This window comes from Lactobacillus sp. ESL0259 (assembly GCF_003693045.1).
Lineage (GTDB): Bacteria > Bacillota > Bacilli > Lactobacillales > Lactobacillaceae > Lactobacillus > Lactobacillus melliventris.
Window position 1 is genome coordinate 189086 of sequence record NZ_REHP01000009.1, and the last position, 22401, is coordinate 211486.

Annotated in this window: 22 protein-coding genes; 4 read left to right on the forward strand and 18 right to left on the reverse strand. The window is 33.8% G+C overall.

Annotation, left to right across the window (positions count from 1 at the left end; translation table 11 throughout):
* Positions 1-445: 445 nt before the first annotated feature.
* Positions 446-1276, reverse strand: coding sequence for a helix-turn-helix domain-containing protein (locus F5ESL0259_RS06895; protein ID WP_158596010.1), 831 nt, complete (start codon positions 1274-1276; stop codon positions 446-448).
* Positions 1277-1473: 197 nt separating this feature from the next.
* Between F5ESL0259_RS06895 and F5ESL0259_RS06900 the strand changes: the two genes are divergently transcribed.
* Positions 1474-2832: an HD domain-containing protein gene (locus tag F5ESL0259_RS06900; protein ID WP_122037929.1), complete on the forward strand. Its 1359-nt coding sequence runs from the start codon at positions 1474-1476 to the stop codon at positions 2830-2832.
* A gap of 166 nt (positions 2833-2998) precedes the next feature.
* Here the strand turns inward: F5ESL0259_RS06900 and F5ESL0259_RS06905 are convergent, their stop codons facing one another.
* Genes F5ESL0259_RS06905 through F5ESL0259_RS06930 form a run of 6 tightly spaced genes read right to left on the reverse strand, consistent with a single transcriptional unit; the run spans position 2999 to position 7226 of the window.
* Positions 2999-4096, reverse strand: a complete 1098-nt coding sequence (locus tag F5ESL0259_RS06905) for an SIS domain-containing protein (RefSeq protein ID WP_122037930.1) — start codon at positions 4094-4096, stop codon at positions 2999-3001.
* A gap of 37 nt (positions 4097-4133) precedes the next feature.
* Positions 4134-4730, reverse strand: a complete 597-nt coding sequence (locus F5ESL0259_RS06910) for a hypothetical protein (RefSeq protein WP_122037931.1) — start codon at positions 4728-4730, stop codon at positions 4134-4136.
* Positions 4731-4741: 11 nt separating this feature from the next.
* A complete protein-coding gene (locus F5ESL0259_RS06915) occupies positions 4742-5572 on the reverse strand; it encodes a PTS system mannose/fructose/sorbose family transporter subunit IID (RefSeq protein WP_122026412.1) in 831 nt (276 codons plus the stop codon).
* Positions 5572-6318, reverse strand: coding sequence for a PTS sugar transporter subunit IIC (locus F5ESL0259_RS06920; protein ID WP_122037932.1), 747 nt, complete (start codon positions 6316-6318; stop codon positions 5572-5574). The genes F5ESL0259_RS06915 and F5ESL0259_RS06920 overlap by 1 nt, the downstream gene beginning before the upstream one ends.
* Before the next feature lie 24 nt (positions 6319-6342).
* Complete coding sequence (locus F5ESL0259_RS06925; protein WP_122037933.1) at positions 6343-6825, reverse strand: PTS sugar transporter subunit IIB; 483 nt, start codon at positions 6823-6825, stop codon at positions 6343-6345.
* Complete coding sequence (locus F5ESL0259_RS06930) at positions 6825-7226, reverse strand: PTS sugar transporter subunit IIA (RefSeq protein WP_122037934.1); 402 nt, start codon at positions 7224-7226, stop codon at positions 6825-6827. The genes F5ESL0259_RS06925 and F5ESL0259_RS06930 overlap by 1 nt, the downstream gene beginning before the upstream one ends.
* 287 nt (positions 7227-7513) lie before the next feature.
* On the opposite strand from F5ESL0259_RS06930, the gene F5ESL0259_RS06935 reads away from it, so the two are divergent.
* The 3 genes from F5ESL0259_RS06935 to F5ESL0259_RS06945 all read left to right on the forward strand — a co-directional run bounded on the left by F5ESL0259_RS06935 (position 7514) and on the right by F5ESL0259_RS06945 (position 9952).
* Positions 7514-8236, forward strand: coding sequence for a GntR family transcriptional regulator (locus F5ESL0259_RS06935; protein ID WP_158596012.1), 723 nt, complete (start codon positions 7514-7516; stop codon positions 8234-8236).
* A gap of 248 nt (positions 8237-8484) precedes the next feature.
* The gene (locus tag F5ESL0259_RS06940; protein ID WP_158596014.1) at positions 8485-9222 is read left to right on the forward strand and encodes a GntR family transcriptional regulator; all 738 of its coding nucleotides are present in this window, start codon (positions 8485-8487) and stop codon (positions 9220-9222) included.
* Positions 9215-9952 (forward strand): GntR family transcriptional regulator, encoded by a 738-nt coding sequence (locus F5ESL0259_RS06945; protein ID WP_122037937.1) that lies wholly within the window; start codon positions 9215-9217, stop codon positions 9950-9952. The genes F5ESL0259_RS06940 and F5ESL0259_RS06945 overlap by 8 nt, the downstream gene beginning before the upstream one ends.
* A 2-nt stretch (positions 9953-9954) precedes the next feature.
* Here the strand turns inward: F5ESL0259_RS06945 and F5ESL0259_RS06950 are convergent, their stop codons facing one another.
* From F5ESL0259_RS06950 to F5ESL0259_RS07000, 11 genes are all read right to left on the reverse strand, one after another.
* Positions 9955-11127: an MFS transporter gene (locus F5ESL0259_RS06950; RefSeq protein ID WP_122037938.1), complete on the reverse strand. Its 1173-nt coding sequence runs from the start codon at positions 11125-11127 to the stop codon at positions 9955-9957.
* Positions 11128-11226: 99 nt separating this feature from the next.
* Positions 11227-12060, reverse strand: coding sequence for a PTS system mannose/fructose/sorbose family transporter subunit IID (locus tag F5ESL0259_RS06955; RefSeq protein WP_122037939.1), 834 nt, complete (start codon positions 12058-12060; stop codon positions 11227-11229).
* The gene (locus F5ESL0259_RS06960) at positions 12050-12862 is read right to left on the reverse strand and encodes a PTS sugar transporter subunit IIC (protein ID WP_122037940.1); all 813 of its coding nucleotides are present in this window, start codon (positions 12860-12862) and stop codon (positions 12050-12052) included. The genes F5ESL0259_RS06955 and F5ESL0259_RS06960 overlap by 11 nt, the downstream gene beginning before the upstream one ends.
* Before the next feature lie 22 nt (positions 12863-12884).
* Positions 12885-13352, reverse strand: a complete 468-nt coding sequence (locus F5ESL0259_RS06965) for a PTS sugar transporter subunit IIB (RefSeq protein WP_046325428.1) — start codon at positions 13350-13352, stop codon at positions 12885-12887.
* 13 nt (positions 13353-13365) lie between these two features.
* Positions 13366-13785 carry a PTS sugar transporter subunit IIA gene (locus F5ESL0259_RS06970; RefSeq protein WP_122037941.1) on the reverse strand — a complete coding sequence of 140 codons (420 nt, stop codon included), beginning with the start codon at positions 13783-13785 and terminating at the stop codon, positions 13366-13368.
* Positions 13786-13788: 3 nt separating this feature from the next.
* Positions 13789-14859 (reverse strand): SIS domain-containing protein, encoded by a 1071-nt coding sequence (locus F5ESL0259_RS06975; protein ID WP_122037942.1) that lies wholly within the window; start codon positions 14857-14859, stop codon positions 13789-13791.
* 66 nt (positions 14860-14925) lie between these two features.
* Positions 14926-15954 (reverse strand): SIS domain-containing protein, encoded by a 1029-nt coding sequence (locus tag F5ESL0259_RS06980; RefSeq protein ID WP_122037943.1) that lies wholly within the window; start codon positions 15952-15954, stop codon positions 14926-14928.
* A gap of 193 nt (positions 15955-16147) precedes the next feature.
* Positions 16148-17752 (reverse strand): ABC transporter ATP-binding protein, encoded by a 1605-nt coding sequence (locus F5ESL0259_RS06985; protein ID WP_122037944.1) that lies wholly within the window; start codon positions 17750-17752, stop codon positions 16148-16150.
* A 25-nt stretch (positions 17753-17777) separates the two neighbouring features.
* Positions 17778-19361 carry an ABC transporter ATP-binding protein gene (locus F5ESL0259_RS06990; protein ID WP_122026425.1) on the reverse strand — a complete coding sequence of 528 codons (1584 nt, stop codon included), beginning with the start codon at positions 19359-19361 and terminating at the stop codon, positions 17778-17780.
* Positions 19351-20952, reverse strand: a complete 1602-nt coding sequence (locus tag F5ESL0259_RS06995; RefSeq protein ID WP_122037945.1) for an ABC transporter ATP-binding protein — start codon at positions 20950-20952, stop codon at positions 19351-19353. Before F5ESL0259_RS06995 ends, F5ESL0259_RS06990 begins: the two co-directional genes overlap by 11 nt.
* A 163-nt stretch (positions 20953-21115) precedes the next feature.
* On the reverse strand, positions 21116-22087 hold the full coding sequence (locus F5ESL0259_RS07000) for a ribose-phosphate diphosphokinase (RefSeq protein ID WP_046325435.1): 972 nt from the start codon (positions 22085-22087) through the stop codon (positions 21116-21118).
* Between the last annotated feature and the right edge of the window lie 314 nt (positions 22088-22401).

A 22401-nucleotide genomic window follows, 5' to 3' on the forward strand; every position in this document is an offset into this window, starting at 1 on the left:
AAAATTTTAATAAATAAAAAGGCTCCGAAAGTTAATAAACTTTTGAAACCCTGTCTGGATTGAAAAACTGGTTTATTTCTTGTTTGTCCTAATTATTATTGAAATAGTTGTTACTATTCAAATTTATGTTTTAATTATCTTTTTTATTAAAAAAAGACCAATAATTATGTACTTAATTAATCTACATGGTTAAATTAAATAATATTATTGGCCTTTAATTAAATCGTTTTAGAAAAAGTCAATTAATTTCTAAAGACGATTGATCCCTATTCAAATTGATAAAGTTCAATTCTGAATATTAAATTTACATGTCAGCTATATAAATAATTACGTTTCTTAAAAGATCCATAATGTATTCCTCCCTAGATTGTTTTTAATTTTTTAAATAAATATATAATAACTCTTATATTAGATATTGTAATTTGCTTTTTCATATTTGAAAAAATTATTTGACCATTTTTTTAACGTTGGCCTCATACCCAGATTTATTAAGTATATCTCTAATATTACTTGCTTCATCTTTTTTATTAGTAATTAAATCTTCATAATACCTGCCTAATATTTTACCAAAAGCCAATTCAATGTCATTAGGTAACCTTTTCAGAAAATTAATTGGCACAGAACATAGACTATATTTTCTTTCCTTATAACACCAATCTATATAATTAATCATTAACACACTTAGTGCAATCATAATTTTTTTATCTAATTTATCAACATTGTGATAATGTCTAATTATACTATTTACTAAAAAAGATGCCTCATCAAAACTATATATTTGAATAATATTTCCAATTAAAGAAATACGGTGATACTCATTTTCATCCGTATCTTTTTGAAAAATTATTTTTTTTATTTTATTTTTTTGGGATTTATCCAGCTTTTTAAGTGCATTTATATCTTTAGTTTGATCAATTAGTTTCGCCTGTAAAAGAGAAAATTTAATAAAAGCTGTTCTTGGTTTGATCAGTTGCAATTCCTTTATTATTTTTTTTATTACTTTATCGTTATCTGAGTATGCAGCTTTAATAAATTTATTCATTAACGATAAAACTAATTTTCTATTGTCTTTCTCGACTTTAAAATCATTAAAAAATTTCTGTGGTTTAACATTGTGCTTGTGTAAAATTTCCAGAAAATCATTTACACCGATGTCATTTAAGCCTCGCTCGACCTTTGAATAAAAGGAAACGGAAATTACACCAGCTGCCATTTCTGTTTGAGTTAAGCCTAATTCCTGACGTAAGGCTTTTAATTTGTTGCCTATATAGTTCATATGATCTCCCATCTATTTAATAATATTAGTGCCTTTATAATTATGAACAGTTTTGCCACAACTGGCAAAACTCATTATTTAATTTTAATAAAAATAATATTAACGGCAACTGTATTAAACTAAGAGGCTTAAGTTTGTTATAATTTAGGTATCAAATAACCTTTAAAGACTAATCTAGTAATTTTCGAGGATTCTATATGCCAAATTTCTACAGCCAAAAACTTAAAAAAGAAGTAGTTTTAAGAGATCCGGTTCATGAATACATCCATATTGAAGATCAGGTAATACTTGATATTTTAAAAACCAAAGAATTTCAGCGTATGCGGAGAATAAAGCAACTCGGACCAATCTCATATGTTTTTCCTGGTGCAACTCATACACGCTTTGAACATAATTTAGGTGTCTATGAACTGACACGCAGAATTTGTAATATTTTTGCCAAAAAATATCCTTCTCAACGCTCAGGTGATGGTCTCTGGGACGATAACAACAGACTCCTTGTTGAATGTGCGGGACTACTGCATGATATTGGTCACGGCCCCTATTCACATACCTTCGAGCATCTTTTTGGTACAAATCACGAAAAAATCGGTCAAAAAATTATCACTGATCCAAATACCGAAATCAATCAGGTTTTGAGATCTGTTTCACCCAATTTTCCAGCTCTTGTAGCTAGCGTTATTGCCAAAACTTATCCTAATCCACAGGTGGTAAAAATGATATCCAGTCAGGCAGATGCTGACAGAATGGACTATTTGCAACGTGACGCTTATTTTACTGGTGTAACCTACGGTAAATTCGATTTATCAAGAATTTTACAGGAAATTCGTCCCTACAATGAGGGAATCTGCTTCACAATGGCAGGTATGCATGCTGTTGAAGATTATATTGTTTCCCGTTATCAAATGTATCAACAAGTTTACTTTCATAGAGTTGGTCGTTCAATGGAAGTAATTTTACAACATTTACTTGAAAGAGCAAAAATTATTTACCAGCAGGGTAATTTGCCAGTAACACCAAGTTTAGCCAAATTTTTAGCCAATGACTGGACGCTTGATGATTATTTGAAGCTAGATGATGGCGTAATGGAAACTAATTTTTCAATGTGGACTAAAATTAGTGACCCAATTCTAGCTGATCTAACCAAACGTTACCTTTTTAGACAACCCTTAGCCAGCATTTGTATTGATCAGGAAACCAAAAATTTACTACCCAAACTGAAAGATTTGATTAAACAAGCGGGTTTTGATCCAAACTATTATACAGATACCAATTCGGCTTTTGACGAGCCATACGATGCTTATAAGCCATCAGGCAAAAATGCCAACAGTCAAATTGAAATCATGCAGGATGACGGACAATTGATTGAATTGTCACAATTAAGCCCACTTGTAAGATCACTAAATGGCACACTTCAAGGTGATGAGCGTTTCTTTTTCCCAAAAATCATGATGTCAAATAGTGATGAACCCCAAATTTTTGACCCTTTATACCAAAAATTTCAGCGCTACGTTAAAAATGGTGCGTTAAGATATATCAGAAAGCCTAAAAAATAAAAATCTGCAAAAATTATTTTTCCAATTTAATAAAAAGGTGAAAAATTTCATTACTATTTTTTCGCAGCAAAGACAAAAAGAAGGCAAATCACTAAATGTGGTTTACCTTCTTTGGTGTAGTTTCAATATTTTGCTTTTTCTGGATACATAATATCTAAATAAAGTTTTAGCCGTTCATATGTCCAGAAATTGATCTGTCGGTTACAGGACTCACACTGGTATCAATACCCACTTTCTCTGAAAGTTTTGCTGACAAAACTTGAAATGGTACTACATAAAAAATGGGTGAAAGCAAGTCTGTAGTTTTTACAGTGAATTTCAAATCTCTCTTGTCTTCTGTTGCCTTTGCAGAAGATATCACAAAAACATGTTTTGTGAAAGCACGACGATAATATCCTGCAATATCAATCATCCGTTTGAATTCAGGGCCATTATTGCCTCCAATTAAGAAGATAAAATTATCTTCATCATAAGCACGAATAGGTCCGTGAAGTTGTTCTTCTTGCTCATACGCTGTTGTTGGCCTGCCAAAAGTTTCAAAAAACTTTAGCCTCCCCTCTAGAGCAGTTGGAAAGTTGTAACCATATCCTGCAATTGAAGCTTTTTTCATAGAAACTAGCTCATCTTGTTGCTTTTCATACCATTCGGAACTTTCTTTTACTACAGTTGGAAAATCATTTACCAAGTTTTGTGCATCACTGATAAGTTGGTTATATTTTTCTTTACCAATTAATTTAGTTTGATGTGCTGCTTCAACAGCTAACAGATAAAATTGCAGCAAGGTTTCAGTATAACCACGTGTTTCAGGCCCGATTTGTTCTTCTTCACATACAAGATGGACATAATGATCAGCAATTTTAGTAATCGCAGTGTTTTGTTCCTCAGAAATTCCTACAGTAGCAAATCCTTCATCCTTTGCTCTTTTTAAGGCATCACATGTAGAAATGCTATCTCCATGTTGCGAAAGGCCTATCACTAAAACCTGATCATTTCTAAAGCAACTGCTTGGATTAATACTTTCAGAATACGTGAAAACTGTGGGCTCAATCGCTACACCTTCGATATTCAGTAATTTGACAAACATATTACGAATCACGCGCATAGCATTGTAAGAAGTTCCAGACCCTGTAAAAATAACTTTTTTAAAATCATTATTTTGCCAAAAATCAATAAATTCCTGACCATAATCTTTTCTTTCATCAATTGCTCTCTGCAAAACTCTTGCCGTATCTTCAATATGTCCCATCATTGTTAATTTTGCCATTTAAAACTCCTCCATTTTAATTGTTTTTTGTGCAATTTTACGCATTTGCGTTAAATATTCTTTTGCTTGTTTTTTTTAATCCTAATGATTCACTTACTTTAGTTAGACGATCATAAATGATCAACTTTTGCTGTGGCTTTTCTGCTGTCTTTAATTGTTTACTTAGTTCAGTTAATAAATTTTGATTTGGTGCCAAATATACCTGATGTAGCTGTTCAATTTCCTTTTGTATCTGAGTTTTCTTACAATTTTTTCTTAAATAATCTTCAAGTTTTAAAGCTTCTTGATTATCATTTTTATCTAAAAAAAGAATATAGCTGCGCATTAGCCTAATTAATAAATTTTGGTCTTTTGACAAGTCTGCAGGTTTTTTCGTAATTTTCGTAATAAGTTTCTTTACCTTATTCACATCCCCATAGGTTAAATAAAAGTCTAACTGCAATAATAAACGTGAACTTGCAGATAAACAGATCTTGGCAACAGGCTCCTCAAGAAGCTTAAAATAATTTTTGCTATCGCCTTTCTTCTCGCATGCCAAAAGATTGGTAAAAAGTTTCTTTTTTGATTTTGCTTCCGCTAACCAACTAAATAAAAAGGCCAAAATAAGAAATAAAATCATTAGTACAGATTTCATAATTTATCCCTTTAAAGCAAACCAACTGCTACTGCTAAAATTCCCAGTATAATTAATCCTATCAAGATTACAGTGCCGTTAACCTTTTTCTGTAATAATCCATAGCAGCCAAAAGTTAATAATAATGGCAGTAAATTAGGCATCAGGGAGTCTAATGTTTTTTGCAGACTGACTTTAGTTCCTCCAAACTTCATTATCAGTGGCACCTTAATAATCACCATTGAAGCAATCATCGCCCCGACTACAACTAAGCCAAGAATTTTTGCCGCTTCCGTCAATTTTTGTAAAGTTCCACTCTCACTGGCTTCTGCTAAAAATTTATTACCGCCTTCATAAGCTAATTTAAAGCCAAACCAACGAAGTAATTCACTTGGGATAACATTAATTAAAAAGTAAAGAATCGGCCCTAAGATACTTCCTTTTACTGCAAGAGGTGCACCAACGCCAACACCAATGACCCTTAAAGTACCCCAGAACATTGAATCACCAATTCCGGCTAGCGGGCCCATCAAAGCAGTTTTTACTGAGTTGATTGAACTAGCATCAAAATCTTCTGAATTAGCATTTTGCTCCTCCATTGCACAACTAATACCTAAAATCATTGGCGATGTTGATGTTGCACAGTTAAAGAATTCGAGGTGGCGCTTAAATCCCTTTTGCAATTCTTCATCATTATCACCATATAGCCTTTTCAAAACTGGAGTCATAGCCCATGCATATCCAAGGGACATTTGACGCTCATAATTGAAGGCACCTAAGAGTTGATAATGACGCCACATAACACTCCGTAAATCTTTTTTTGTAAGTTGCTTCCTTTTATTATTTGCGACTGAGTCTGTCATTATAACAAGTCCTCCTCACTTTGATCGTTAGGCTTAAATTGGTAATAAATATAAGCAATTATTAAGCCAAAAACAGCTACTCCTATCATTGATACTTTTAGAAATGCTACAAGAGCAAATCCCAAGAAAAGAAATGGGGCGTATTTTTTATCGTAGGTTAATTGCATGAGCATTGCTATACCTAAAGCTGGTAGCAGATTGCCTGACTGTGCTAAACCATCTTTAATGACTGTCGGTATAGCTTGAACAATAATCTTAATAACTGGTGCCCCAACAAGATAGCCAATCATAATAGGAATGAATTTTGAGAAAAATACTACTACCGAAGCCGTCCACTGACCGATTGCAATACCTTTCCAATTTTTCTTTTCTATTTGTCTGTCAGCATAATGGGTAAAAATAGCATCAAAGCTATTGACAACTAGACTGATCATTTGGGCAACCAATGCTATTGGAATAGCAAGAGTTAATGTTGTTTGCCAACTTGCTCCAGTTTTTATGGCAAGTGCTGTTGCTAAAGCAGAACCTACAACTACGTCGGGAGGAGTAGTTGTTCCTATACCAACTAAACCCATCCAAACGAGTTCCAATTCTCCGCCCAACATTAAACCAGTTTTCAAATCACCCATTACTAAACCAACTAATGGTGAAATAATTATTGGTCTGGCGAGCATGTGCTGTCCCAGAAGTGGGCTTTCCATGAACACCCCAGCGCCAACCAATGCTACTAAGAATGCTTGTAACATAACTTATCTCCTTTTTATTATTGATTAAAAAGCCTTCGCTATCCCTGCAAAGTTGAGACTTTCTGCTGTGGGATTTACTTGAGCAAATACTTCTACTCCTAAATTATTTAGTTGACTTGCACAATTAAACTCGTCTTTGGTCATTTTTACTTGTGGTAAAACAGATACCCCATCCTTGTAATGAATTCCAGCTGTTCCCACATTTACCTTGTTTATACCCTTAACGCTTTGTTTCAGTGTTAAAGCGTCTTTAACATTAATAGTTACCACAAAAATTTTTTTATGCGCATACTTTGGATTATTTAATATTTTTGCAGCAGATGACAAATCTTTAATTCCCAAAATTACCCCAGCCGGTTTAGCCAGCTTCATTGTCATTTTTGTCATTGCATCATTTGCAGCATGATCATTAGCAACCAATAAAATATCTGGGTGTAACTGGTTGGTCCATGAAACTGCAACCAATCCGTGAACTAAACGATCATCTGCTCTTAAAAGACTGATCATTACAAATCATCCCCTTTTAACAAATCATTCATAAATACAATTTGTGAACGAGCCTGTTCTACTGCCGAACGTATTGTTTCGTCTGTAAGGACTTCATCGGAACTTAACACAAGTTCTAAAACTAAAGACAAATTAATACCGCTAATAACATTGCAGTTATACTTCTTTATCAAACCTGTGGATTCTTTGTTAACACTACCTCCAGGCAAATCAGTTAAAATAATTACTTGTTCATCTTCAAATTCGTTTAATAGTTTTTCTAGTTCTTCAACAAAATTATTTTTTTCTTCTGTATAGGCATTTATAAAATGGATATTTTTAACTTCAGTATTAAAAAATTTAATTGAGTGTTTATATCCATCTGCTAAATAGCTATGCGTCGCAATAATAAATTGGCTCATATATGCGCTTCCCTTCTTTCGAAAATGAAATTAAAATATTAGCGCTAACATTAAAACTAAGTTAATTTTATTACTGTATATACAATTTATCAAGCTATTTTTTACTTATTAGTTAGTTTAATCCATATTTTATAAGTATTTAAACAATTAAAATTAGCCTATATTAAAAGTAATTTATGTTTGTCTATACATTTTTTAAATGAAAAAGTTATTTGCTTAAAAACTGACTATTTAACTATAATATATAGTAAAGAAATGATTTTTATCACAATATGAAGGACAAAAAATTGAAGGCAAAATATCTAAAAATTGAAGATTTTTTTATCAAAAAAATAAATAGTGGTTCTCTTAAAGCAGGCGACAGATTGCCACCGGAAGTAAAAATTAGTCAGCAAAACGGTTTTAGCAGGATGACTGTAAACAAGGCTCTTAAAGACTTGGAAAAGCAAGGTTATGTAACCAGGATTGCTGGCCGGGGAACATTTGTAAAAGAAAAAAGCATTGTGCGATCGCTAAACGAAACTGTTAGTTTCAGTGATATTATCAAACGCCAACGTATGACACCGGGCTCAACGCTGCTTTCATATAATTTACTAGAATCCAAGGCCATTCCTACATATGTCAGCTTTTCTAATTCCTCAATTATGCCCAGTAAATTTCATTATTTAAAAAGACTTAGAACAGGTAATAATCAGCCTATAGCTATTAATGAAGAATATTTAAATTTCGATATAATGCAAAATATTGATTTGGCTCTTTTGAACAAGTCTTTATACCAATATTTGAAAAAATGTAAGTTACCACTAATTGAGAACTATGCTGAAATTAACGCAGTTAGAGCAACAAAAGAGCAACAAAGCTTATTACATTTGAGTGTTGACTTTCTTTTAAAAACTTTAGCTAACGTTGATACAGTTTCCATATCTGGTAAGCGGGTACCTCTAGGAGTATTTGTTTCATACTATAACCCTGACTTATATACATATAGATTTAATGGCTCAAACAATTAAAAGCCTTATCTCGCTTTTAAAACGAAATAAGGCTTTTTTAACAATACACAAGTTGTTCATTGGCTAACTTATTGACACACTAGTTTTTTCAATCATGATATAATAAATTTTGCATTATAAAGAAGTAATTTTTTTAATAATTTATCAACACGTCACATCTATATCAAAATAAATTTGATAAAATTACTTTAAATATAACTAAATGTTTTCAATTAATTCCGAATTAATCTATCTAAGGAGTGGCTATCTTGTCGGCTATAAGGAAAGAAGAATTGATAGCTAAAGATATTCAATACCAAATTGAACAAGGCTTCATTAAATATGAGCAAAAATTGACTGAACGTACTACAGCCAAAAATTATTCAGTGTCTCGTGGAACTGCTAGAATGGCGCTAAAAAGACTGGAAAAGCAAGGATTGATCTCTCGCAAACCGGCAGCTGGTTACTTTGTTAACTACCGTAAGCATGAGCCTCTTTTAAATTTGATTAATTCTTTTTCAAATAAACTTGATTACCTTAATATTTCTCAACATGACACCAAATATGAAATACTAAGATATAAATTTATCGACACTGACAAGGAGCTTTCTGAAAAATTAAAAGTTTTATTGGGAACAAAAATTCTACTAATAACTCTCAGATCAGTTGAAAAAGAATCAAACGGTTATGTAGTTTATCGAATCTTTTTACCAATTGACAACAGTTTTTCAATGAGTAGTGAAGAAATGATCTTCAATAAAATTAAGGAAAAACTACAAACGGCGCAAGATGCAGATGTTACTTTAAACTTCTGTTTTGCTGATAAGCTAATTGCTAAAGCTCTTCACGTCAAAGTGCAGGATCCTTTGTTGTCTGTAGACGCAATATTTACAAACTCAGCTAATCAAACATGTTTATTTATAGAACAATACAGTGATTCAAGGCATAGTATTAGTATTTCGCCTTCCTCTGTAATTAGTGAAAAACTTGGTACATTTAATGAATAAAATTTCTTATAAAGCTCCTTTATACGAACAAATTGAACACCTCTTATACGAGAAAATTAAAGCTCAAGAATATTTACCGGGGCAAAAAATACCTAGTGAGCGTGAATTGGCAGAACACTACAAAATAAGCAGAACCACCACAAAACGTGCCGTCAACTTATTGGTTGAGCAAGGATTATTAATAAGAAAGATGGGAAAAGGGACTTTTGTTGTAAGTGGTTTAGACCAAAGATTCAATATTTCTTTTGAAAGTTCTGGCTCCATGACAGATTCTTTATCTTCAAGCGGAATTAGTATTTCCAACAAGCAAATTAGATTTTTCACTAATATTGATTCAAGATTTTTAAGGCAAAAATTAGCTCTTAACGAAAATGAACCTGTTTATGGCGTTCAACGGTTAAAGCTACATAGTGGAATACCTTTTGCGTTAGAAAATTCTTACGTTCCGGGAAAATACTTTCCTAACTTTTATCAAATCAACTTTAATAATATTGGTTTATATGATTACATGAACAGTATGGGCCATAACCTAAAAGACTACCAAACTTATCAGCAACTTGAGACCTTAATGACAAAAGAAGCAAAATTATTACAGATCAGTACCAATACCTTTGTCTTTAAATCTTGTTACTCAAGTATTGACCAAGATCAAAACATTATAGAATATACAGAAAGCTATGTTAAAGCAAAAGAAGGGAAAATTCATTACCACCTGAGACTCAATGAGTAAATTTAGAATTTCTTTGAAGCTGAAATAACGGGCAATGTAAAAATAAGCAATGATAAAAAAGCCATAAGAACGCAAATGAGGAAAAGAATTTCATAACTGGTATTGTCAATAATTAATGCTCCAAATAAGGGACCTATTGCTTTGCCTAAAGCACTAAACATTTGAACTCTGCCTTGATAATAACCTGTTAAATTTTTAGGTGATTCAATGTCTACAAAGCTGGCAACCCCTGGAAAAAGCAATATCTCTCCTAGTGTGAGTAAACACATAGATGTCACGTAGAGGCCATATTTGTCTTTAAAAGGTAATAATAAAAGTGCAAAAGACAATAGCAGCAATAAGATTCCCATATTTAGGCGACCTCTAATGTGATTTAATAACAATTCATCAAAATGAGTAACAACAGGTTGAAATAAAACAATTAAAATTGCATTGAATGTCCAAAGAAAGCTATAACTTTTAACTTTAAAGCCTTTTTCAACCATAAAAGTGGAAAGATTGCTTTGCCATTGTTCATAAATGAGCCAGCAAATTAAAACCATGATAAGAGCACCTAGAATCTTGGGTGTTAATTTTCCCTTTTTTATTGCTTGATTTCTGTCACCCATTGTTTGGTTAAACTGAATATTGTAATTGATAACAGCTACCACTAAAAACAATACTTGAATTATGGTTGCAATGGCAAATACGTAGGCAATTCCCAAAGGCATAATATATCCAACTGTAAGAGTTCCAAAAACTAAGCCAAAGTTCGAGGCGAAGTATAAGAGGTTAAATACATAACTGGAACGATGATTGCCGACTTTAGTCGCCAAAGAATTTTCACAAGTTACAGAAATACCATTTGCAAGACCAGACAAAATGAGCAATAAAGCATAGGCCGGCCAAGCATGAAAAAAGATAAGTCCCCCTAAAGCAAATATATTTAAAATTATTCCTAGTAAAATGGAGTAATAAGGACTCCAGCTATCAAACAATTTACCACCAATCAAACTACCCAACATGGTTGCAAGTTGATTTAAGAATAATACAGATGCCGCAACTACCAAGCTTTTATGTAATGTTTCATGTATATAGATTGTATTTAACGGCCAAATAAAACTCATTGCAGTATTAGTAATTAAAACACCAAGAAGTAGCCATTTTAAAGAAATAGTTCGTCTTTTTTTCAACATTTTTTCACCTCATTCTGTCTTCTCTATTAATCAAGACAAAATAAAAGAAATGAGTTTAAATCTCATTTCTTTTTGTTGACTCTTAAATTAAATATAAAGCTAAACACCTAAAATATGAAAGTATGCACCAGCTACACTTACGATTAAGACAATCAACATAATTAACAATGGATTCATTTTCTTCTTAAGCATCCAGTACATAACGCCAAATAGCGCTAAGACACCTAGTCCCGGGGCAATACCATCAAGTAGTCCCTGGATCGTCTGGGCGCCCTTACCGGAACCTATTTTTGTAATAAAGTTAATTTTTGACATGCTCATCGTCATGCCACCAACAACCATGATTCCCATGATTGAAGCATATTCCATAACCTTATCCATAATACCGGACTTCTTTAGTTTATCAATCACGTTTGAGCCAAGACCGTATCCTAAAAAAGTCATGACATATCTGATTATAAAATGTGGTACATCAAAAATTATCAAGAAAAGTAACGGTCCCAATATATTTCCCTGCATTGCTAAGGAAGTACCAACACCAGTAGCTAGTATTCTTAAAGTTCCCCAGAAGAAAGCATCACCAACTCCTGATAAAGGACCCATCATAGCGAGTTTAACGGCCGAAATTGATTGCGTATCAAAATCTGGATCACTAGCATTTTGCTCTTCCATAGCAGCTCCAATGCCTTCTGGTAGAGTAATAATATAAGGAGTCACGTTATAAACTTCAAGGTTTCGGGTTAATGCAGCCGCTAAATCTTCTTTTTTAGGATAAAGCTTCTTTAAGATTGGAATCATGGCAAAAGTATAGCCAACATTCATCATTCTTTCGTAGTTCCACAAATGCTCTGTCGGAATACTGCGCCAAAATACTTTTTGTAGATCCTTTTTAGTTATTTTACCTTTATATTCAGGCTGTATTTTAAAATTCATCGAAACCATCTCCTTCTTCTTCTGTTGCTTGTTCCGTTGCAGTTTCAGTAGCTGTATCTTGACCTTTCTTATCATCTTTTCTTTCAACGAAGATGTACATTACAATGATGATTAAAGCAGCAAATAAAGCTACACCTGTTGTTGACAAGTTGCCGTAAGCAACCATGAAGAAACCAATGAAAAAGAACACAGCAACTTTCTTGTTCATTATCATTTGTGCTAACATGGCGAATCCTAAAGCTGGCAGTAATCCTGAAGCAATAGTCATTCCCGTCGAGATAAATTCAGGCATATTGCTGAGTAAAGTAGTAACCGCATGCTGCCCAAAGTAAAATGCTGTTGGGACAATAACTAAGCCTGGTAAGCTACCTGCATAACCGCCAATGATCATATTACGAGCAATTGCTTTAGTATCAGCATCCTGTGCATTTTTATCAATTCTGTGAACAAAGATCAACTTTATGGGTTGACCAATAGCGGTATTTAAAGCCAATACTATAGTAGCAATTGGAATACCTAATGTTAAAGCAGCCGCTGAGTTTGCATGAGCTTGGATTGCCAAAGCAGTTCCTAAAATAGTTCCAGAAACCATGTCAGGTGGAACATAAGCACCAATTGAAACTGAACCTACCATAGCCAGTTCCATGGCACCACCCATAATAATACCGTCTTTTAAATTACCTAAAACGAGTCCAGTTAACATCCCCATAACTAATGGACGCTGAATTAAACTCGTACCAGTAAATGCATCACTATAGCCAATTAAAGCTACAATAAAAACTAATAGCGTTTTTAAAAACATTTAGAACATCTCCTTTACCGCTCTAAATTACGTTTTTGGCCTCAATCTTATTTTCTGTAGGTACCATTTGGATAAAGACATCAACTCCTTCATCAATTAATTCTTTAATTGTTCGTTTTTCGTCTTCATTAATATAGATACTCTTGCTAATCTTTTGCTTGCCGTCACCAAATGAGATATTGCCCAAATTAACTGATTTAATATTAAATTCACGAGCTAACTTGGCCGCTATTTCAACAGTTTCACAAATAATGAATAAACTGTAGCGATCGGTTTTGCCACTCTTGATGACATCAATTGCACCTTGTGTGTCTTTTACTACTACCTTGACACCACTGGGTTTAGCCAAAGCAAGCATTTGTAATCTTAACTTATCATTTTTCAAGGTGTCACTAACTAGCAAAAGTGCATCAGCTCCAAGAGTTCCTGTCCATGACACAGCGACTTGTCCGTGTAATAGACGATAATCAACCCTGATCATTTTAATCATTTAAAACATCCCCTTAAAAATCATCACTTAAACTACTCGTTTGTTTAGTGAGTGTTTGATTTACATACTGAATACCATTTTTTGCTTCTGCAATTGTCTTTTGGATTGTTCCATCCAAGGTTTTTTCATTTGACAACAACAGTTGCACTATCATTGGTAAATTGACTCCCGAGATGATATGCAGGTTTTGGTATTGATCTAGCATTTTCCCTAATGTTGTATTAACGCTGCCGCCAAGGATATCTGTTAGCACAACAACAGGTTCAGAAGAATGTTTTGCTAAAAATTCAGCAATCATTTTTTGATAATCTAAATGTTCATCAGTATAAGCTGCTATAGCATGTAAATTTTTTTGCGGGCCCATAATAAATTCCGCTGTTTTTTTCACACCAACTGCCATCTCTTCATGCGTACATATCAATACTTGAACCATTTTTTACTCCTTGTTGTTTTGACTATAATTTTTAGTAGTAATTGCGTCCATAAATTTTGCTGCCAGCGGATGAGATTTTTCCGTACTCAGTGCGGGCATCATTGAGGCAACAATAACTTGGAAAAATGGTATTACAGCCAGAGAACACAGATCTGTAATCAACGGTTTGGTAATATTAATAACGTTTTGCTCTTTTGGTTCACTGCCAAACGTGATCAAATATCTTCTTGAAGTTACTACAGCTAGTTTTTCATAAATACTGGAAATTCGTGAGCTGTGTTGCAGATTATCAATTAAAAACACCGTATATTTTGGGCTTAGTTGAATATCTGGTCCATGCATAAATTCTTCAACTTCATAGTGCATCGTAGGAATTTTCAAAGTTTCTTGGAATTTAAGAGCAGCTTCCCTGGCAACACCCAGGTTCATATTATTACCACAAATAAAAGTTGGGCCCATTTCAGCAAGCTCCAGGAAGTGCTCATTGACAAAATCGACTCCCTTGTCTATTGTGCTAGACATAACATCGGCTAATTGGATAAATTCATCATTAGAGTTATGTTCACGATCACCTTTAATAGCAACTTCATTTGCAAAGAGGGCTAAATAAAGAATTAAGGTTGACAAACCGATGGTCACATAACCAACCGTTTCAACGCCTACACCGTAATCAATTACGTAATCAGCATTACCAGCAGCCTGACTATGAACATTACCTGTCAATAAAATAGTTTGGTGGCTTAACTTTTTCATGTAATTCATCGCATGCAGAATATTGGTAGAAGCCCCACTTTGAGATATAAAGAATACGAATGTTTTGTTAAAATTAATTGGTTCTATCAGTTCAAACAATTCAGGAGTTATTACCGATACAGGACATCCTAAACGTTTAACCATATATGGTTGTGCCATTTTTGCAGCATTCATAGATGATCCAGACGCAACTATGATAACGCTTACAAAATTTTGATCACAAAAAAGTTTTACTAATGGTGTAACTAAACTTTCTTTATCATTAATGTTTTCTTTGACTTTTTGTGGTGACGCTTTAACATAATCCAGCATTTTCATCATATTCACTTCCAAACTAAAAATTTAAATAAAAAGCGGGATACACAAGTATCCCGTCTTTTTATCATACTAATATTCGAATTGACGATAATATCTTCTGTAGTTTTTATTATGCTTTGTATAAACTTGGTAGTGATTTGTTAATCTGTCTGTTAATAGGGAGTTAACAATCCATGGAATAACCAAATGTCTAAACTTATCATCAACACTTAAACTATATTCTTTTGTATCAATTACATAATGTTCAGCGCCAATCTTTTCACAGAAACGTTGTACACGAACGTCTTGCTTTCTGAATTCGTCTTCACCTTCGACAATGAAAACTGGTACACCTTTTTCAACCAGTTCCAGAGTGCCATGGAAGAATTTAGCACTAGTAATTGGGCGTGTTCTTACCCATTGCATTTCTTCAAGCAGACACTCAGCGAATAATTCAGTTTCACCCCATAGAGCTCCTGAACCTGTGAAAATAGTGTAAGGTGCTTTGTAGCATTTATGAGCAATCTCATCAGCCTTTGGTTCAAACTTCTTTCTGATGTCCAGCAAATCCTTAAAGACATTTTTCAGTTGATCAGCAAATTGAGGGTAGTCTGGAAAATCACCATGTTTATAAAGCAAACTATAAATTAGCATCGCTTCTGCCATATAGTAGTTTTGTCCAGAACCGGTTGAGCCATTTACTTCAATTACAGTTGGTGCCATTCCACCTAATTCACCGCTCTTTTTAGTAAACGCAATTAGTCTAATATTATCTTTTATCAACCACTGTGCAGCTTCAATAATCTCTGGGGTATTACCACTGTCACTTGCAGTAATAACAACTGTATCTTTAGTCAAATCACGTGGATGAACTGCATTTAAGTCCGCAGCATTAATCACTTTAACAGGTAAATCTGACATTCTATTGGCTGCATATGCAAACTGGTACAATTCAAACTCAGTTCCGCCTATTCCCATCAGATAGATATTTTTATATCCTTCTTGGGTTAGCTTATCAGCCAGCTCTTCAATTTCTGACCTCTTGGAATAGACCATTTCACCGTCTTTTAGATAGGCTTCTGGGTTAAAATTGATTAGTTCTACTTTTTCTGTTTCCATTATTTACCTCCCAAGTAAAAAAACAAGATAAAACAAAATTGGATATTTAGTAAGTCCGATTTCACTTTTAAGTGTACCAGTTTTTAGAAATAAATCAACACTTTTTTTAAATCGCTTTCATTCATTTTGCTAAAAATAAAAAACTAATTCAAAATTGGCTTTGAATTAGTCTTCTACTTATTAATTTCTTCTCTTAATCTTTAACTTTTACTTTAACATTTTTAACTAAGTGAATTTCCCTGTCAAACATTTTTTTCATCTTATCATTAAAGCTGTGTGCAATGAAGACTACTGTAGCAGGGGTTGAAGTAACTTCATGCAAGATTTGCATTGTTGCTTGTTGATCAATGGCACTGGTTCCTTCATCTATTAAGACAATTTCGCTTTGGTGAACTAAAGCCCGTACCAGTACAATTTTTTGTCTTTGTCCGCCTGAAATATTTAACTTATTTAGGTCAATCTTTTGATTTAGTCCATCGTCAAATTTGGCAATGTCTCCCGCTAATTGTACTTTTTCAACCAATGACGGTAAAGCGCTTTTTAATTTGTCTACAAACATAGTCATATTGTCAGCAACACTCACCGGAAAAAGCACTGGATCTTGGGGAATATAGCCAATTTTACTCATATCTGGGTTAACTACAGCACCATCCTTGTCTTTAAAAACAATCTGCCCTGAAGTTGGTTTGATTTGTCCGAGAATGAGTTTAAACAAAGTTGATTTCCCAGCTCCAGAATCACCAGTCAGAAGCACTTTTTCACCTGACTTAATATTAATGTCTGGAAAAATTAGACTTTCACCATTAGGAAATTGCAAACTAAGATCATGAGTACTAAGTGATGCTGGAGTTGCTACTTCTTCAGCTTGCTCTTTTTTAACTGGCGCAGCCGTTTGGGCAATCTCCTGATTTAAAGTTTTGGAGCCCTTTATTTGTCCATAACGACTAACTATGATTTGAATACTTTGCCTTAAGTAGAAATTACAATTGCCTACTCCAGTAATTGCACCAAATGCTACTATTTTAGCTTGGAACAAATAACCCGTTAGTAAGAATAAAATTAATGAAAAAGAAACTGATACCAATCCATTAATGATACTTAGTAATTGCGTAACCCCATTTTGCTTGACATAAGCATCTTCTAGCTCTTTAGCTGCATCATTAGTTACTTTAAATAGTTTTCCTCCGGCAAAATAACGTTGTAGTTCTTCAAGGCCATTAAGCCACTTTTCTAAGCAATCGAGATATTGATTATTACTCTTTGAAATCTTGGTCATTGAATTTTGTAGTGGCTTTTCTAATAATTTTGGTAACAATAATGAAATAGCTACCATCAAAATAATTGTGAGAAGTAAACTCCAGTGTAATGAAATAAGCAGAACAATTACAGATACTAAATTAATAACACCACCAATTAGACCAAAAAATGGTGCAAAATAATTTTCTTGGCTCTGATTCAGGTCATTTGTTAATCGATTTTGAATCTGGGCAACAGAATGCTCTTTTTGATCCGCATAAAAGTGAGATACAGATCTTTTTCTGATATGAAAATTAAATTCCTCTTGTTGTTTTGATAGAAGGAACGCATGCAGTCCTTGTATTAAATATTGAAATAAGAAAGGCATAAATGAAATGACATTTATAATTAAAAACTGTTGGAATTTCTGTTGCTGAATTGCTGTGGTTAAAAGCATAAGTATTTGTGTGGTTACAATTGGTAAAGTCCACTCTAAAACGGTAATCAAAATTAGTATCATGAAGCGTAAAGGGTTTTGCTTATAAAAGTCCTTAATTGTCATAATATCTTACCTCCTTTTTATTGCTTTATGTTTTCGTTAAGTGAATTTCTCTGTCAAACATTTCTTTCATCTGATCATTAAAGCTGTGTGCAATAAAGATTACTGTAGCAGAACTCGATGTGATTTCCCGCAAAATTTGCATTGTCGCTTGCTGGTCAATAGCACTGGTTCCTTCATCAATCAAAAAAATTTCACTTTGATGGACTAAAGCTCGTACTAGAACAATCTTTTGTCTTTGGCCACCAGAAATATTCAATTTGTTTAAATCGATTTTTTGTTCTAAGCCATCATCAAATTTTGCAATATCGCCAGCAAGTTGAACTTTTTCAACTAATTGTGGCAGTGCACTTTTTAATTTATCGGAAAACATAGTCATGTTATCAGCAATAGTTACCGGAAAAAGCACAGGGTCTTGCGGAATATAGCCAATTTTACTCATGTCGGGGTTAACTATATTACCATTTTTGTTTTTAAAAGTGATTTGTCCAGAACTTGGTTTAATCTGTCCCAAGACGAGTTTAAACAACGTTGACTTACCAGCTCCAGAGTCTCCAGTTAATAGTATTTTTTCACCGGGTTTCACATTAACATCAGGAAAGAGCAAACTCTCACCGTTAGGAAATTGCAAACTAAGATTAGATGTGCTAATCGCTGCTGGAGTCACAATTTTTTCAGTTTGAGTTTTTCTTACTGGTTTTGCGGTTTTAGCAATTTCTTTATTTAGAGATGCCGTTGCCTTCATTTGCCCATAAGAGGTTACTATAAACTGAATTCCTTGTTTCAAGTAGCTTAAGCAATTACCTACTGCGGTAATGACGCCAAACACTACTAATTTTTGCTGAAACAAATATCCGGCTAATAAAAATAAAATCAGTGAGAAAACGACAGACACTAAACCGTTGATAACAGTTAATAATTGCATGACACCATTTTGCTTAACATTGGCATCTTCTAATTCTTTAGCTGCGCTACCTGTTACCCTAAATAGTTTTGCCCCACTAAAATAACGCTGTATTTCTGCAAGTCCATTAAGCCATTTTTCCAGACAATCGAGATATTTTTGGTTACTTTGAGAAATTCGAAGCATTGACTTTTGCAAGGGTTTCTCTAACAGCTTGGGTAAAAGTAAAGAAATTACCACCATTATTACAATAGTAACAAGCAAACTCCAATGCAATGAAATCAATAATATAACAGCAGAAACTATGATGACTACTCCGCCAATTAAACTAAAAAAGGGAGTAATATAATTTTGCTGACTTTGGACTACATCATTTGTTAGCCGATTTTGAACTTGTGCCACTGTGTGATCTTTTTGATCTTTATAAAAGTGATTAACGGTTTTCGCTCTGATGGCGATATTATATTGTTCTTCCTGACAAGACAAAAGGTAGTTTGTCAGACCTTGCATTAAATAATCTGCCATTACACATACAAAACTACATAAAATAGTAATTAAAAAGATTTTAAAATTGCCCTGTTGAATTGCAGTAGTTTCTATAATACTGAATACTGTGCCAATAATTAGCAGAGCATAAAAACTAATATTGATTAATAGTAAAACAATAAAACGCAAAGGATTGGTTTTGTAAAATTCTTTAATTGTCATTTTTACTACCCAGCTTTTTGTTTGATTTTAAATGGATCTGATAATCAAACATACCTTTTAGTTCAGGACTAAAGTTATGTGCAATCATCAAAACTGTTTTATCAGTATCGAGCAAGTTACCAATAATTTCATTGGTAGTTTTACTGTCAATTGCGCTAGTTGCCTCATCAAGTAACAGAAATGGTTCTTCATGAATTTCCACTCTGGCCAAAACCACTTTTTGTCTTTGCCCACCTGATAAATTGCCTTGATCTAAATCAACTGTTGTATTAATTTGTTTTGGAAACTTGGCTAAATCCGGCACTAACTGAACTCTTTGTGTAACTTCTTTTAGTTTGCCAGTCAATTTGCGGTTAAACATTGTAATATTATTAGCAATAGTATCAGGAAAAAGCGTTGCATCCTGAGCTACATAACCCAGTTGAGCTTTTTGAGGTGATATTTTGGTGCCATCTTTAGCAGTAAAGTAGACCTCACCTGTTTCAGGCTTAAGTTGTCCCAATAAAACTTTGAATAAAGTCGATTTACCTGTACCTGAATCACCTGAAAGTAAGACTTTATCGCCTTTATTAATAGTAAAATCAGGATAGGATATACTTTCACCATTTTGATATTGTACCTTCAAATTATGACATTCAACGCCATAAACTTTAGTGCCTTGCTTCTTCCCAGGTATTGGCTTTGTCAATTGAGCAATTTCCTGACGCAATTTTTTGGTAGATCTCATCTGTGTCATTGCGCTAATAACTGACCAGAGACCATTAAAAATTGTCGAAGCAAAGCTGCCCGCTATAAACCAATCACCTAAGGTGATAATATGTGCAAAAAATAGCAGCCCACTCCATAAACTTGCACCAATTTGACCAATAGCATTACCCAAGCCATTAATACTAATAGAAATTCCTTGGATTTTTCTTCTATTAACATTGGCTGCTGCCAGTTTTCTGCTATCTTGACCAAGTGCTCTGTCCAAGCGAGCGCCTGCACTATAACGACGCAATTCACTCAAACCAGAAAACCAATTTTCAATTGTATTTAAAAATTCGGCATTTTTCTTTGACGCTTCAGCTGTTGAGCTCGATAACTTTTTAGTCATTACTTTTGGTAATGTCAGCACAATGACAGCTGCTATGGCAACGAATAAAATTAATGACCAGTGAAGTGTAAGCAATGTACCTATTGCCATAATTATACTTAACAAATTAGTCCAGACCTGTATCCAGGGAGTGGCGTAATCATCAGTTAAAATTTTGAGATTGTTGTTCAACTGGTTTTGAATATTTGAAACTTTATAAGTATTTGACTGATAATAATGGCGCATGAGTTCTGTCCGAATATTATGCAAGCATTCTTGAGTTTGTTTATTAAACAGAAAAGTTCCTACTGGTAAAAGCAAAACGGAAAAGATTGATATGACAAAATCAACAACCAGCCAAAACACAAATCTGTCCCAATGCCCCTTTGTTAGATCATTAATTGCATATTTAAAAAGATATGTTCCTAGTGTTCCACAAATGGCATAACCTAAGAAAACGATTAGAATAAACACACTACGGGGAATATTGGTTTTCAAAAGTTCTTTCAGTGACATTACCCTTTATCCTTTCATCTTTTGTATATTTTTATTAAACTTTAATTTTATTTCAAAAGCAATTGAATTTTACTAAGAGGTTAATAAAGTAAACTAAGTGGTAATTCTGTCAAAATAAAAGATCTGCCTTATTTCAAGCAGATCTTCTATCTTTTTTAACCTATTAATGTTTATCTTTTTCATACCGAGTATTAAACAATGGACTAAGAGGCTCGTGTTTTTGAATACATTTAATTGCATCCCCAATAAGCGGGCCAACCGAAACTAGAAGAGTTTTTTCCAATTTCTTTTCTACTGGTTGATTAATAGAGTCAGTTAGCACCAAATTTTTAATCGGAGAATCGTTTAACCTTTGAATAGCGGGTCCTGATAAAACCGCATGTGTAGCACTGGCATAAACTTCGGTAGCTCCAGCATCTATCAGAGCCTGAGCAGCAAGCGTGATAGTTCCTGCAGTATCAATCATGTCGTCAATGATAATCGCACGCTTACCTTTCACGTTGCCAATAATATTCATTACTTCTGAAACATTGGCTCGTGGACGTCGTTTATCGACAATTGCAATTGGAGTCTTTAAAAACTCGGCTAACTTGCGGGCACGAGTTACACCACCATGGTCAGGTGAAACTACCACAGCATCTTTTTGCAAATTATTTCTTAAAAAGTAATCAGCAAGTAAAGGTGCACCCATTAAATTGTCAACTGGGATATCAAAGAATCCTTGAATTTGTGGGGCGTGAAGATCAAGAGATAAAACTCTAGTTGCGCCAGCTTCTTGCAACATATCAGCTACTAGTTTAGCAGTGATTGGCTCACGGGGTCTTGTTTTACGATCTTGACGAGCATAACCATAATAAGGAATTACGATATTAATCGTCTGTGCACTGGCACGGCGCACAGCGTCAATCATGATTAGCAACTCCATTAAGTTATCGTTGACCGGCACACTGGTTGACTGAATCAAATATACATCTTTGCCCCGCACTGATTCATCAATGTTTATTTGAATTTCGCCATCACTAAAGCGTTGAACGCTAGACTTACTTAAGGGCACCCCCACACGCTCCGCAATTTTTTGGGCCAGCGGAACGTTTGAATTAAGGGCAAACAACATCATATTGTCTTTATAAGACATAATTTCCTCCGTATTAAATTTGTTAACAACTTATTATTTTACCAAAAGTTGTCTGAAAAAGTTACTTCCTTTATTATTATTCAACTTTAGTTGGTGACATTCAAGCCCCGAATACTAGATTATCTTGGAAATTGCATAAGTTTTAAAGTAAACATAGAAATTTAAACAAACAAAAATCTGCTATTTTTGTTCATTCATAGATCTAAAAATAATGTTTTGACCTTTACATATTTGATCCAAAAGAGATAAGTCACTCATTAGCACGTGCCTTAAAACATTAACTCTCTCATCGGCAGGTAAATCACATTTGCAAT

Excerpts from the sequence above, each read along its gene's own strand:
- F5ESL0259_RS06895 (WP_158596010.1), bottom strand. The coding sequence starts at position 1,276 with ATGAACTATATAGGCAACAAATTAAAAGCCTTACGTCAGGAATTAGGC.
- F5ESL0259_RS06900 (WP_122037929.1), top strand. The coding sequence starts at position 1,474 with ATGCCAAATTTCTACAGCCAAAAACTTAAAAAAGAAGTAGTTTTAAGA.
- F5ESL0259_RS06905 (WP_122037930.1), bottom strand. The coding sequence starts at position 4,096 with ATGGCAAAATTAACAATGATGGGACATATTGAAGATACGGCAAGAGTT.
- F5ESL0259_RS06910 (WP_122037931.1), bottom strand. The coding sequence starts at position 4,730 with ATGAAATCTGTACTAATGATTTTATTTCTTATTTTGGCCTTTTTATTT.
- F5ESL0259_RS06915 (WP_122026412.1), bottom strand. The coding sequence starts at position 5,572 with ATGACAGACTCAGTCGCAAATAATAAAAGGAAGCAACTTACAAAAAAA.
- F5ESL0259_RS06920 (WP_122037932.1), bottom strand. The coding sequence starts at position 6,318 with ATGTTACAAGCATTCTTAGTAGCATTGGTTGGCGCTGGGGTGTTCATG.
- F5ESL0259_RS06925 (WP_122037933.1), bottom strand. The coding sequence starts at position 6,825 with ATGATCAGTCTTTTAAGAGCAGATGATCGTTTAGTTCACGGATTGGTT.
- F5ESL0259_RS06930 (WP_122037934.1), bottom strand. The coding sequence starts at position 7,226 with ATGAGCCAATTTATTATTGCGACGCATAGCTATTTAGCAGATGGATAT.
- F5ESL0259_RS06945 (WP_122037937.1), top strand. The coding sequence starts at position 9,215 with ATGAATAAAATTTCTTATAAAGCTCCTTTATACGAACAAATTGAACAC.
- F5ESL0259_RS06950 (WP_122037938.1), bottom strand. The coding sequence starts at position 11,127 with ATGTTGAAAAAAAGACGAACTATTTCTTTAAAATGGCTACTTCTTGGT.
- F5ESL0259_RS06955 (WP_122037939.1), bottom strand. The coding sequence starts at position 12,060 with ATGAATTTTAAAATACAGCCTGAATATAAAGGTAAAATAACTAAAAAG.
- F5ESL0259_RS06960 (WP_122037940.1), bottom strand. The coding sequence starts at position 12,862 with ATGTTTTTAAAAACGCTATTAGTTTTTATTGTAGCTTTAATTGGCTAT.
- F5ESL0259_RS06965 (WP_046325428.1), bottom strand. The coding sequence starts at position 13,352 with ATGATTAAAATGATCAGGGTTGATTATCGTCTATTACACGGACAAGTC.
- F5ESL0259_RS06970 (WP_122037941.1), bottom strand. The coding sequence starts at position 13,785 with ATGGTTCAAGTATTGATATGTACGCATGAAGAGATGGCAGTTGGTGTG.
- F5ESL0259_RS06975 (WP_122037942.1), bottom strand. The coding sequence starts at position 14,859 with ATGATGAAAATGCTGGATTATGTTAAAGCGTCACCACAAAAAGTCAAA.
- F5ESL0259_RS06980 (WP_122037943.1), bottom strand. The coding sequence starts at position 15,954 with ATGGAAACAGAAAAAGTAGAACTAATCAATTTTAACCCAGAAGCCTAT.
- F5ESL0259_RS06985 (WP_122037944.1), bottom strand. The coding sequence starts at position 17,752 with ATGACAATTAAGGACTTTTATAAGCAAAACCCTTTACGCTTCATGATA.
- F5ESL0259_RS06990 (WP_122026425.1), bottom strand. The coding sequence starts at position 19,361 with ATGACAATTAAAGAATTTTACAAAACCAATCCTTTGCGTTTTATTGTT.
- F5ESL0259_RS06995 (WP_122037945.1), bottom strand. The coding sequence starts at position 20,952 with ATGTCACTGAAAGAACTTTTGAAAACCAATATTCCCCGTAGTGTGTTT.
- F5ESL0259_RS07000 (WP_046325435.1), bottom strand. The coding sequence starts at position 22,087 with ATGTCTTATAAAGACAATATGATGTTGTTTGCCCTTAATTCAAACGTT.